The following is a 12,697-nucleotide window of genomic DNA, read 5'->3' on the forward strand; positions in this document are numbered from 1 at the left end:
TAGAAAGTTCATATGAAAGGAGACGCCATCATGGATAAAGCATCATCAAGGGATCATGTACCTGCAGCCGGATCGCAACCGGATGGAACCCAGACCACGCTGCAGATAACGGGAATGACGTGCGCTGCCTGCTCCACACGAATCGAGAAGGGGCTATCCCGTATGGAGGGCGTTCAGCAGGCCAGCGTTAATCTGGCCATAGAACAAGCGAGTGTAACCTATGATCCGAAGACGGTAAGTGTCAACGCGTTACGGGATAAGGTGGAGGCACTCGGATACGGTACAGTAACGGAGTCGGTTGATTTGGATATTACAGGCATGACGTGTGCTGCGTGCTCTGCCCGGATTGAGAAGGGGCTTTCCCGCCTGCCGGGTGTATCGCGAGCGAATGTAAACCTGGCACTGGAGACGGGACACGTTGAATTTGCAGCGGGAGCACTGAAACCTTCCGATATTACAGCCAAAATCAAACAGCTGGGATATGGTGCCGAGCTGCAGCAGACGCAGGAAGAAACCTCATCCGTACGCGAACGTGAGCTGCAGCGCAAAAAATGGAAATGGATGATCTCCGCCTTATTATCCATACCGCTGCTGTGGGCCATGGTAGGCCACTTCTCATTTACATCATGGATTTGGGTGCCGGATCTGTTCATGGATCCATGGTTCCAGCTGGTACTGGCAGCACCGGTGCAGTTCGTTATTGGGTGGCAATTTTATGTCGGGGCTTACAAGGCGCTGCGTAACGGAAGTGCCAATATGGACGTACTGGTCGCTCTGGGTACAAGCGCGGCATTCTTCTACAGTCTGTATCTGACACTCACGAGTGGAATGGTACCTTCAACGGCTGCTATGGATCATGGCGGGATGGGCACGAGTGCGGGTGCCACGATGCCTTCGGTTGAACTGTATTACGAGACTAGTGCGGTTTTGATTACGTTGATTTTGCTTGGAAAATGGTTTGAAGCCGTAGCGAAAGGTCGCTCGTCCCAGGCGATCAAAAGCCTGATCGAACTGGCCCCTCGTGAAGCCCGGGTCATCCGGGATGGCCAGGAGGTGGTTGTGCCTGCAGCGTATGTAGCCGTAGGTGACATTGTGTTGGTGCGACCGGGGGACAGTATCCCAGTGGATGGTGTTGTGGAAGAAGGGCAATCCTCGGTCGATGAATCCATGCTCAGCGGCGAAAGCTTGCCTGTCGATAAAAGGCCGGGGGATGCCGTTACGGGTGCTACACTGAATAAAAACGGTGCATTAAGGCTGCGCGCAACACGAGTCGGCTCGGATACCGCATTATCTCAGATCATTAAAGTAGTTGAACAGGCACAGGGGTCCAAAGCACCCATTCAGCGGATTGCGGATGTTATTTCGGGGATCTTTGTCCCAATTGTGGTTGGCATTGCTGCACTGACATTCTTGATCTGGTATCTGTTTGCCAGTCCCGGTGACTTCGCAGGATCTTTGGAAAAAGCGATTGCCGTACTGGTCATTGCCTGCCCATGCGCCTTGGGTTTAGCAACACCAACATCTGTCATGGCTGGATCAGGACGGGCGGCTGAGTATGGCATCCTGTTCAAAGGCGGAGAACATCTGGAATCGGCACAGCAGATTCAGACGGTTGTTCTGGACAAAACAGGGACAGTCACTCAAGGTAAACCGGTGCTGACGGATGTGATCATAGCACAAGATTGGACAGAAGCAGAACTGTTGAAATGGGTTGGAGCTGCAGAACAAAGCTCTGAACATCCGCTAGCGGAAGCTATCGTAGCAGGAATCCGCGACAAAGGGATAGTATTGTCCCAATCAGAGCAGTTTGAGAACATACCAGGATATGGCGTTCGGGCCAGAGTACAAGGACAGGAAATTCTGGTTGGAACACGGCGGCTGCTTGCAGATGCTCATGTGGAGATATCGGAGGCAACCGCTCGCCAGATGAATGAACTGGAGGAGCTCGGCCGCACAGCGATGCTGATAGCAGTCGATGGCCGCTGGGCAGGTATTGTTGCTGTGGCAGATACAATTAAGGATACATCACGCGAAGCCATTCAACGGCTGCAGGCGATGAACATTGATGTCATCATGATTACGGGAGACAATGAGCGTACGGCACGTGCCGTGGCGGAGCAAGCAGGTATCCATCATGTCCTGGCAGAAGTCCTGCCTGAGGGTAAAGCAGCCGAAGTGAAGAAGCTGCAGGATAGCGGGCTGAAAGTAGCAATGGTTGGTGACGGCATCAATGACGCACCTGCCCTGGCTACAGCAGATATCGGTATGGCCATCGGGACTGGAACAGACGTAGCGATGGAAGCGGCAGATATCACGCTGATGCGTGGTGATCTGAACAGTATAGCGGATGCGATCGAGATGAGCCGGCGCACCATGGGCAATATCAAGCAAAACTTGTTCTGGGCGCTTGGCTATAACGTCATTGGTATTCCAATCGCTGCAGTAGGTTTCCTGGCCCCTTGGCTGGCTGGTGCGGCCATGGCATTCAGTTCCGTATCGGTGGTATTGAATTCGCTGCGTTTGCAACGTTTGAAGCTGGAACGCAATCCAAAGTAGATTGCAGGCGATATAGGCGTGCTATTACCTTCAGCCTAGCCTGAAATGGAGCGCGGTTCGCTGCGGTGAACCGTGCTTTTTCTTGTCTTTTTATGAAAAAAGGAAATGGACTTTATGAAACGAGAATGATGTTTCTGAACATTTCAGAAATAAGTTGACAATAATGACATATGCCATTAAAATTTAAACAATTGTTTGATTCAAACGATCGTTTAAATCAAATGTGAACTAATCTATATTGGAGGACCTTATTCTATGCTACAGGCATTACGCATTTTATTGAAAAAACCGCCAGTGATTGTGGGGATCGTAACAGCACTTATGTTCCAAGTGATCTTCAGTGTCATCTGGATGACTGCATACTCCGGCGTGAACGACCGCACGACTGAATTGACAGTAGCCATTGTGAACGAAGATGGCGAGATGTCCCAAGGTATTGCGGATAGTTTGACTAAGACGCTGCCTTTCCATACGGTATCGGATCTCAGTTCCGCTGAGGCATTGGATCAGCTGAATCACCACCAAGTTCACATGGTGCTGAACATTCCGGCTGGCTTTAACGAGCTTCTTCAGACTGCAGGTTCCACAGCTGAGATCAAGTACACCATTAACGAAGCTAACCCGGTGACGATCAAAAGCATGATGCAGGGCGTCTCCCAAAGTGTGACGAACACAATCAATAAGCAAGCGACTGCGCAAGGCGTGCAGACCGTACTGACAGCTGCAGGGGCATCTGCGGATCAGGCGGCCGATGCTGCTGCCAATCTGGCTACCCGGGTTGAAGGCACAACAACTTCGATTAATCCGGTGAACGGCATGAATAATCAAATGGTACCGATGATGATGGTACTGGCTTCTTATGTCGGCGCCATGATCATGGGTATGAATCTGCAAACGGCTATGGGAATGCTGTCAGCAACCCACTCCCGCTTGACCCTGTTTGGTGCGAGAATAGTGATTAATATCGCATCTGCTCTGGTCGTATCGCTTCTTGGCTCATCGCTGATTGTTGCGCTCGGAGGACAGATTGCTCAAGGATTCATCGCGTTCTGGTTGTTCCAGGCTCTGTTCCTCTGCACGTTCATGTTCTTCTCGCAGTTCTTCCTGATCTGCTTCGGACCTGCAGGAAGCCTGTTCAACATCATCTCACTGTCCCTGCAATTGGTATCTTCCGGTGCAATGGTACCCCGTGAGCTGCTTAACGGTTTCTACAGCGGTATCGGACAGTACTTGCCTGCAACGTACGCAGTTCAAGGTATTCTGAGCGTTCAGCTTGGTGGACCGGGCGTTCAGTCGGCAGCCGGATCTGTTGCGATTGTTCTGGTCATCGCGGTTGCCCTCTCCCTGGTAGTGACCTTGCTCAAAAAACGGCGCATGCCGGCAGGTGCACCAAGCCCGGCTCAAGTGAACAGCTAATATTACAGATGTAAATGAATCTATAGTATTGGAGCAGGCACCCCGGTGGATCTCAACCGGGGTGCCTGCTGTGTATCAAGGACCAGTTAGAGCTCTGACATGATATGGTCATACCTTGCGCTTTGAAAGTTAAACTTTCATAATAAATAGATGAAACAGCTGGCTGCAGCCCCGGAAGCTGGAGCAAGATAAGAACGGACAAGAGGAGCGAACGGAATGACGGAACCGGAATTGGATATCAAAACGAGGATTTTGCTCGCAGCCAAAAAACTTTTTGCGCAGCAGGGGTATGACGGGACAAGCGTTCGTCAAATCTGTGATGAGGCGGGTGCCAATGTGTCACTGGTCTCGTACCATTTTGGCGGCAAAGAAAAGGTGTTTGAAGCGATATTTGAGCACTTCTTTCCTGATCACATGCTGACTGATTTGGCTGCGGAGTCCATGTCCCCTGTGGAGGGTATCAGCAAAATTGTAGGTGAAGTCGTGAAGTTCACGATGACGGACTGGGAGATGAGCGACATTGTACAGCTTGAAATTACACTGAACACTCATCGCACGGCCACCGTATTTCGGTTCCTGGACCCTGTCTGGACTAAAGTGAATGATTTGCTGCAGGAAGGTAAAGACCAGGGTGTATTCCAAATCGACTCCGTATCTTATGCAATGCTTCAGGTGATGGGTGTGGCTCTGGCACACAAACGTGCCAAAAACTCACGGTTTACGTTTAACTATGAGGATATGGATACAGATAAGCTGGCTGAACAGACGATTGAGTTCGTACTACGAGGATTGGGAGTGAACAGACATGAATGAAACCATTGAATTGATGATGAAACACCGCTCAGTGCGGAAATTCAAGCCGGATCCGGTAAGCGAGGAGCAGCTTGCGACAATCGTGGCTGCCGGGCAGATGGCTTCCTCTTCCAGCAGTGTACAGGCATATAGCGTCGTTGCCGTGACGGAACCAGAACTAAAATCGAAGCTCGCTGCACTCGCAGGCAACCAGGCTTATGTGGAAGAATGCCCTGTTTTCCTCGTGTGGTGTGCAGACCTGTATCGTCTGAGTGATGCGGCGAAGCGCCACCAGCCGGAGAAGGAGTCGTATGCCGATTCCACAGAGAATTTTATGGTAGCAACGATCGATGTGGCTCTTGCCTCCCAGAATGCCGCTCTGGCGGCTGAGTCGCTCGGTTTCGGGATTGTATATATCGGCGGTCTGCGTAACAAGATTGAAGAAGTGACTGAACTGCTGGGACTGCCGGAAGGCGTATACCCTGTATTCGGCATGTGTGTCGGTATAGCCGACCAGGAAACCGGCATCCGTCCGCGTCTGCCGCTGAATGCTGTTCTTCATCGTAATCGCTATGATGCCGAAGAGACGCTCCGAGGCGTGGAAAGTTATGACGAAACCACTACAGCCTATATGAGAGCCCGCACGAATGGTGAACGTACGACGCCGTGGTCCGAATTGATGGCCAAACGCCTTACCGAGCCTGCACGTCTGCAGATGAAATCGTATCTCGAAGGCAGAGGGTTTATGAAACGTTAATTAAGGTCAACGAAAAGGGTCATCCGGGAAGTCCGGCTGACCCTTTTGTCGTCTATCTGTGCTGTACATTAAGGTAAACGGTAGAACCGCTTCGAGTTCTGGTAAAAGAGGCGTGCTGCCCGCTCGGTTCCCATGCCCGTGATCTCGCTCCAGGCCTGAATCACCTGTCTCGTCATGGCGGGATGTGTCATTCTTCCCTGAAACGGCCCTTCGAAAGGCCAGGGCCCGTCCGTCTCTGCCATAACCTGTTCAGATGGATATTGTCTTGCCAGCTCACGAATCTCCTCTTCATACTGAATGTCTGGCGTAAAGGAGATGAAGTACCCGTTATCCGCCATCCGCCGCACGGTTTGACGGGAACCCTTGAACCAGTGGAAATGGGCGCGTCTGACCTGATATTGTTCCAGCAAGTCGCATACGATGTCGGCATCTTCGTAAACGGCATGAAGCACGATGGGTTTGTTATGCCGCTTGGCGAGTTGAATAAAGCGTTCGAGCAGCTCAATATATCCACTCTGCTCAAAAGCAAGTCCTGCCTGTTCTGCTTCCTGGCGATTGTAGTAGGGCAGTCCAACTTCCCCGATGGCTACAGCTTGTTCGATATGCTTTTCAATCCAGTCGAAGAACAGGTTCTGATCCTGCGCTGATGGCAAGGGCTGTTCCGGATGGAAGCCAAAAGCCGGATAGATGAATCGGGGATTCTGTCTCGCCAGCTCCAGATTATCCTGTGCCGAGGTGATATTCATGGAAACGGCGATGACAGCCTCAACCTGTTGATCCGGGAAAGATTGCAGCATATGCTGCTGTTCCTCCACGGTATATTTGTCAAAATGGATATGAGCATCAATCAGTGGTGCAAAAGCTTGGGAATGCATGAAGTAGGCCCTCCTAGTCATCTATTATCTTTTGAAGGTTGATACGTGAATATGATGAATGCGGATCACTGTTTTGGAAAAATATAACGAAAAACCCGTGCTATGGAGTTAGCCGGGCTTTTTTCTGTTCTTCTTTCATCCACTCCGAAATCTGCCGTTTACGTTCGAGGAAAGCCTTCTCTTCCGTTATTTCTTCACGTCTTGGACGATCAAAAGGGACATGTACCTCATGCAGCACGGTCGCAGGTCGGTTGGATAACACATAGATTCGATCCGCAAGCAGCAGTGCCTCTTCGATATTGTGGGTGATAAACAGTACGGATCGGCGGTTTTGTTCCCATATATCGAGCAGCCATCGCTGCATGTCACTGCGTGTCAACGCATCGAGGGCGCTGAAGGGCTCATCCAGCAGCATCAGTTCCTGCGGACTGAGCAGGGCACGTAAAAAGGCTACCCGCTGCTGCATACCGCCCGATAACATGTGCGGATACGCCTGTTCAAACCCGCCCAAACCGACGCTGGAAAGCCACTTCCGTGCTTCCGCAAGCGCTTCTGCCTTGGGTGGCGTATGTGCTGACACTTCCCCGGCAAGCAGCACGTTGTCTTCAATGGTACGCCAAGGAAAGAGAGCGGGCTGCTGCGGCATATAGCTGATTTTGCCCCGCTGCCCGGTAACATTCTGTCCGTTCATGAGAACCTGGCCTGTTTGGGGTTTCAACAACCCGCCAATGATATGGAACAACGTACTCTTGCCGCATCCGGAAGGCCCAACGATCGCTACGAATTCGCCCTGCTCTACGGTCAGGGATAATCCGTTCAGGACTGACAGCTTGTTCCGTCGTTCCCGGAAGGAAGCATGGACGTCCTGTACTTCCAGTGCAGGCAGGCTCTGCTTACCCGAATCGGAGGTAGCGGTAGAAGCAGCAGTGCGGAGTGATTCTTCTCGAGTTGAAATTCCGGCGCTTCCGCCTGGTGCAGGTGGTGCCTGTTCGTTATATTTGAGTGTCATCTCACATTCACTTCCTAACCTTGTATAGTGCTTCTGCCGCGATTTCAGCGCTTCTGTGGTCGCCAGCGAACGAGCAGCTTCTCCAGCAGGGCAATGAACAGGAAGAGCAGCAGGCTGAGCGCGACAATAATCATGATTGCAACGAATAAACGATCTGTCCGGTAAGCGGACTTCTGAAGCATCATGTAATATCCGATCCCTTTGTCGGCTCCGATCCATTCGGCAATAATGGCACCCATGACGCTGTAAGTCGCGGCAATCTTGACGCCGGAGAAGATGGAAGGCAGTGCGTGCGGGAGCTCCAGCTTCCAGAAAATTGGGCCGCGTCTTGCTCCCGCCATGCGCATGTAATTCATCATGGCAGCATCCGTACGTGTCAGGCCGTCCATGGCAGCGACGGCAACGGGGAAGAAGCAGACCAGGATGATGGTAATCAGTTTGGGCAGCAGTCCGAATCCGAACCAGATCAGCAGGAGCGGAGCGAGCGCAATCGTCGGTATATTTTGACTAAGAATAAGTAAAGGATACAGGGCAGATTTCAGAAAAGGAATCAGATGCAGCACCATCGCGATCAGCAGCCCAACCAGCGTGCCGGCGGCGAAGCCAACTAATGTAAGTTGAATGGTCGCCCAGGCATGCATGCCCAGGCGTTCTGCTTGGGAAGCGGCTTCGTGCGCGATGTCCGAAGGTGCGGGCAGCATCCATTTCTCAATATGAAACAGGGACACGGCGCCCTGCCATATGGCTATAAAGAGAATAACCGCCACAATGGGCGGCCATACACTTTTGAAGTACGTATGCATTAGCGATATTTCTCCGTCAGGGTATCCATGCTGAAGCCGTTCGGGCTGTGGGCGATTTTGATCTGGGAGATGATGCTTGGACTGCCAGCCTCCACGAGCACCTCATGCATTTTACGGACAACTTCCAGCAGTTCCTCCAGCTCACCCTCCATTGTAGTGTCGAGCGGATTGACCTGATATTTCAAGCCGGATTGCTGAATCACTTCGATGGCCCGATCTACATAAGGATACGAATTTTCGCCATTCGGCGTTTTGGGAATCACTTGAATGCTAAGCAGTGTACTTGCCATGAGAGATCACGGCTCCTTTCGATTCAACTTTATTGGGGTAGAAATTCGTTCGTATAGGCTTCGGATACATCGATCTGCTCATCAAGCAGTTTTTTGCTGAACATCCAGTCCGTGTAGTTCTGCCACACTTCCTGTTTTTGCTCACCCCAGCGTGGAGCATCATCCTTGTATTTCGGGCTCAGCCATTTCTGACTTGCCACCACAAGGTCCTTATCGAGATCAGGTACAGCCTTGATTAAAATGTCTGCCGCTTCTTCGGGATGATCAATCGCATATTGATACCCTTCGGAAGTAGCCTTCATAAACGACTTTACCAGCTCCGGGTCATTCTGAATGGTCTGCTCGTTCGTCACGAGTACAGGCGTGTAATAGTCCAGCGCATCGGAATAATCCTTCACATACAGCATGTCGAGGGGTTCACCGCGCAGTTCGGCTTCAATGCCGGTCCATGCATAGAAAATCCATGCAAAATCAATGTCCCGTTTCACTGCGGTAAAAAAGTCAGCGTCGCCCATATTGATATTTTTTACTTTGGACACATCGGCGCCTTCGCCTTCCATAATGGATTGCATAACCGCTTCTTCAACGGGTGATCCCCAGCCGCCATAGGATTTGCCTTCGAAATCCTTGGGTGATTTAATGTTTCGATCCACCGGAGCGGCGAATCCAGATGTATTATGCTGAATGACAGCTGCAATGGAGACGAGCGGAACGTCCTGTGTACGGGCCTGCGTTACGCTCTCCTGATAACTTACCCCAAAAGGAACTTCGTTTGAGGCTACCATCGTATCCGCACCGCCGGCTCCCGGCTGCACAATCTCGACATTCAAGCCTTCTGCTTGGTAAAACCCTTGATCCACGGCGGCATAAAGCCCGGTATGATTCGTATTGGGTGTCCAGTCGAGCACGACCTTAACATCCTTCAATGCTGCGCTGTCACCTTCGCTGCTGTTTTCAGTGGTGCTGCTGCCGTTCTGTCCTGCAGGCGCTGCTTCCTTGCTGCCGCATGCAGCGACGGTGACCAGTGTCACACACAAGAGCAGGAGTCCGATCATTTTACGCCATCTCATCTTGTTTTTCTCTCCTTCATATGGTCCGGCCAGTGGCGCGGGGTACTCCTTGGCTTCATATCCAAGCATGGTGCATAAATCCTTTGATTTATACCAGCTATGATCCGGATGACGTACTTTTTGTGTCAAAAAGATACCATCAAAAAAAGCGCCCCGTAATCCGGGACGCGTGCAGGCGTTAGAGAGGTGGCTGCAGCACATGGCTGGGCCAATTCGATATACTCCGATTCCTACGCTGGCATGATCCAGATCAGGTCTAAGGGTTAGTATCTTGATGGGATACACTCTCAGCCGGCCAATTCCGACTCCCCTGGGAAACTATGAAGTTACGGGCATTACTAGGTGTAATTATAGGCCAGAGGCCGGGATGTGTCCAGTCAAGAACTGGTGGAATAGCCAAGGGGGATTGCTTTGGGGAATGTATCGAATATCCGGAAGGATATGCGGATCGGAATCGATCTTTGTTTGAAGGCAGACGGGTACATGTTATTTCTGGTATGGAATATTCCTTAAGCAATATATGTTTAGCGCTGGAAAAACTCAATCCATTCCTTTTCTGGTCCATAGATGAAGAAATATCGATAGCCGTTGGGCAGCGTAATGATCTCCCCGTCGATAAACTCGGCCTCCGTCGCCTGGATACGCTTATATTCCGCATCAAGGTCCTCCACGTGGATAGCGAAATGGTGCACCGTTCCTTCGGAAGGCAGTTTATCGCTGTATCCCTGAATCAATTCAATCTCCGTTTCATCACTACCATGGAAGCCAAGGAAAGCGAGCTGAATAACACCATTCGTGTGGGTTACCCGATCTTTCAATTCCAGTCCTACAATCTCCGTATAGAAACGCAGTGTTGTCTCCAGATCACGTACAGCAATGCCGATGTGGTCAATACGTTTTTGAAAACCCATCATGAAAACCTCCCAAGTTCAGAAAATCGTTTCTTACATATTAAGGGATATGATAGATTCCCAATTCCGAGTTGTCAAATGTGATTTTATTTAAATTCACAGAATGTTCACTTATGTGGAGATATTCGCGATCTTTATAATTGGCAGAGTAAACAGAGAGGATGAGAGATAGTTGCCAACCACGAAGAAAGAACATATTTATTTTGGCTTGATGATGTGTACAGGAATGGTCATCGTGATGATGTCCTTCAACCTGATTTACAACGGATTAATCGGTAGATTATCCCCACTTGAATTACTGTTTCAGTTTGTTTTGTGTTTTGCTATTGCTTTCCTGGTGGAATCCTTTGTTGTCGGTCCGGTAGCCCAGAAAGTTGCTTTTTCACTGCCGTTTGACAAGTCCAACAAGCTTCTCGGTATTGTGGCCATGTCTTGCTGCATGGTTGTTGGCATGGTTTTGATCATGTCCTTGTATGGTATGGTCACGTCTTATTTTGCGAATCAGTTGGTGGGTAAACCGCTCCTCGAAACCTATCTTCACACCATCGCTCGTAACTTTAGCCTGGCCCTTCCGCTGCAGCTTCTCATTATTGGGCCCCTTGTTCGATATGTATTCCGTACATTTATTAAAGGGAAAGAAGTGGTAGCTCCCTTGATCAACAATGAAGCTTAGTAAACCTGCTGAATGTAATTCATAAATTAATGCTAATATTTTTTTACTACAGAAATGAAATAACCTGCCGCATACTATTTCCTGGGCAATCATGATGTAGACCATTGAATGGCACGAGTTTCACTCTACAGTGCGATAATTGAAGCAAAAAGGGCTCCGAAGCATGCGCTGCGGAACCTCTTTACATTATAGCTTAACTGGTGAATTTAATACGATTCGCAAGACGGTAATCAAAGGGAAGCTGCATGTTGTCTGCTCTGCCACTGATAAGCAACCAAGCTGATTACAAGCAGACCTGCAGAAAATAGCGCAAGCATCCATGTGGATTGATTAACGTCCAGATGATCCAGACTCCAACCGGTAAGCAGAGGCAGAATGGCGCCGCCGACTCCGCCAGATGCAATCAGGATACTGGGTGTAGACTCTTCTGTTCCTGGCAGCATTTTGCTGGCAAAAACGAGAGCAATGGAGAAAACCCCTGAAAACGCCAGCCCAAGCAGGAGAATAATTAGAAAAGCAGACCAGATCTGGTTGGTAAACGGAAAAATGGCCATTAGCAGCACAGCTGCCAGACAGCTGTACAAAATGTACACGCGATACTGGAACTTTTCAGCGATATATCCGGCGAAGAGTCTTCCAACAGACATCGCGATCCAAAAGCAGGTAACACTAAGTGCTGCTCCAGCTTCCTTCATGTTCATTTTTTCAATCAGAATGGCAGGCATGAAGTTGGCAAGACTCATCTCCGTGCCGACATAGAGAAAGAAAAATACAACGAATAAGATCATCAGGGCCAGATTACGGCCTCGATAGATTGAACTGGTAGTGTCACGGTCTGAAGGAGACACACCATCAGAAGCTTCCACCGCATGGATGTGTCCAGCAGCGGCATCTGGCTGGCGCCTGCTGAGTGCATGATCCAGCTCCCCGAATGACATTCTGGCCCAGAAGAGGAATGTCAGTGCTGAACAGACGGCAACGACGAGGAAGGACATGCGCCAGTACCCTGCCGAGATCAGACCGCTGGCGATCAGCGGCATGACCATGGCTCCGATTCCGAATAATACTTCAAGCTTGCTCATCGCAACTGCGGTATTTTCTTTGATGGCGGCAATGATGATCGTACCGATTACGGCTTCAATCATGCCGAATCCGAAACCGGCTGCGGGTGCAATGATGAACATGAGACCCCATGGAGGCAGCAGCATATAGGATAACTCTGCAATGCATAGCAGAGCTGCAGCGATAAGTAACCCGCCGCGTTTGCCAAAGCGACGATTTAACGGAGGGGATAACAGTACACCGCCCAGGAATCCGGCAAATTGGGCAAAGATCAGTGTTCCTCCCTGACTGTAATCTTTGCCATAATGTTCTAGTGCGACAGGCAGAATGGAACCGAGGACCACGTGTGCAAGTCCGATAAGAAAATAGGACAGGCAGCCGATCCATAACAATTTTTTCATGGAGAACTCCTTCTATACCTATGTACAATTTAAGGTCAGCTTACTTTGGCTCATACGTCCGAGTGCAAACAAGTCTATCATA

Annotated in this window: 12 protein-coding genes and 1 riboswitch; of the genes, 5 read left to right on the forward strand and 7 right to left on the reverse strand. The window is 50.2% G+C overall.

Annotated features, from left to right (window positions below):
* Positions 1-30: 30 nt before the first annotated feature.
* The 4 genes from PIL01S_RS20510 to nfsA all read left to right on the forward strand — a co-directional run bounded on the left by PIL01S_RS20510 (position 31) and on the right by nfsA (position 5,521).
* Positions 31-2,556, forward strand: a complete 2,526-nt coding sequence (locus PIL01S_RS20510; RefSeq protein ID WP_127539130.1) for a heavy metal translocating P-type ATPase — start codon at positions 31-33, stop codon at positions 2,554-2,556.
* Positions 2,557-2,811: 255 nt separating this feature from the next.
* Positions 2,812-3,972: a YhgE/Pip domain-containing protein gene (locus PIL01S_RS20515; RefSeq protein ID WP_127539131.1), complete on the forward strand. Its 1,161-nt coding sequence runs from the start codon at positions 2,812-2,814 to the stop codon at positions 3,970-3,972.
* Between the two features lie 216 nt (positions 3,973-4,188).
* Positions 4,189-4,785, forward strand: a complete 597-nt coding sequence (locus PIL01S_RS20520; RefSeq protein WP_095361592.1) for a TetR family transcriptional regulator — start codon at positions 4,189-4,191, stop codon at positions 4,783-4,785.
* Positions 4,778-5,521, forward strand: coding sequence for an oxygen-insensitive NADPH nitroreductase (gene nfsA, locus PIL01S_RS20525; protein WP_127539132.1), 744 nt, complete (start codon positions 4,778-4,780; stop codon positions 5,519-5,521). The genes PIL01S_RS20520 and nfsA overlap by 8 nt, the downstream gene beginning before the upstream one ends.
* Before the next feature lie 68 nt (positions 5,522-5,589).
* Here the strand turns inward: nfsA and PIL01S_RS20530 are convergent, their stop codons facing one another.
* From PIL01S_RS20530 to PIL01S_RS20555, 6 genes are all read right to left on the reverse strand, one after another.
* Positions 5,590-6,396 (reverse strand): TatD family hydrolase, encoded by an 807-nt coding sequence (locus tag PIL01S_RS20530; RefSeq protein WP_127539133.1) that lies wholly within the window; start codon positions 6,394-6,396, stop codon positions 5,590-5,592.
* A 100-nt stretch (positions 6,397-6,496) separates the two neighbouring features.
* The gene (locus tag PIL01S_RS20535; protein ID WP_246058501.1) at positions 6,497-7,405 is read right to left on the reverse strand and encodes an ABC transporter ATP-binding protein; all 909 of its coding nucleotides are present in this window, start codon (positions 7,403-7,405) and stop codon (positions 6,497-6,499) included.
* A 44-nt stretch (positions 7,406-7,449) separates the two neighbouring features.
* Positions 7,450-8,208, reverse strand: coding sequence for an ABC transporter permease (locus PIL01S_RS20540; protein WP_127539134.1), 759 nt, complete (start codon positions 8,206-8,208; stop codon positions 7,450-7,452).
* Positions 8,208-8,498 (reverse strand): MTH1187 family thiamine-binding protein, encoded by a 291-nt coding sequence (locus PIL01S_RS20545; protein WP_095291668.1) that lies wholly within the window; start codon positions 8,496-8,498, stop codon positions 8,208-8,210. The genes PIL01S_RS20540 and PIL01S_RS20545 overlap by 1 nt, the downstream gene beginning before the upstream one ends.
* 29 nt (positions 8,499-8,527) lie before the next feature.
* Entirely contained in the window at positions 8,528-9,568 is a 1,041-nt protein-coding gene (locus PIL01S_RS20550) for an ABC transporter substrate-binding protein (RefSeq protein ID WP_127539247.1), read from the reverse strand.
* A gap of 209 nt (positions 9,569-9,777) precedes the next feature.
* Positions 9,778-9,890: riboswitch (TPP riboswitch) on the reverse strand.
* A gap of 202 nt (positions 9,891-10,092) precedes the next feature.
* Positions 10,093-10,479 (reverse strand): VOC family protein, encoded by a 387-nt coding sequence (locus PIL01S_RS20555; protein ID WP_127539135.1) that lies wholly within the window; start codon positions 10,477-10,479, stop codon positions 10,093-10,095.
* A gap of 172 nt (positions 10,480-10,651) precedes the next feature.
* Here PIL01S_RS20555 and PIL01S_RS20560 point away from each other — a divergent pair, with 172 nt between their 5' ends.
* Positions 10,652-11,152 carry a hypothetical protein gene (locus tag PIL01S_RS20560; RefSeq protein ID WP_127539136.1) on the forward strand — a complete coding sequence of 167 codons (501 nt, stop codon included), beginning with the start codon at positions 10,652-10,654 and terminating at the stop codon, positions 11,150-11,152.
* A 230-nt stretch (positions 11,153-11,382) separates the two neighbouring features.
* Here the strand turns inward: PIL01S_RS20560 and PIL01S_RS20565 are convergent, their stop codons facing one another.
* On the reverse strand, positions 11,383-12,615 hold the full coding sequence (locus tag PIL01S_RS20565) for an MFS transporter (protein ID WP_127539137.1): 1,233 nt from the start codon (positions 12,613-12,615) through the stop codon (positions 11,383-11,385).
* Between the last annotated feature and the right edge of the window lie 82 nt (positions 12,616-12,697).

The sequence above is a fragment of the Paenibacillus illinoisensis NBRC 15959 genome, assembly GCF_004000925.1.
Taxonomy (GTDB): Bacteria; Bacillota; Bacilli; order Paenibacillales; family Paenibacillaceae; genus Paenibacillus; species Paenibacillus illinoisensis.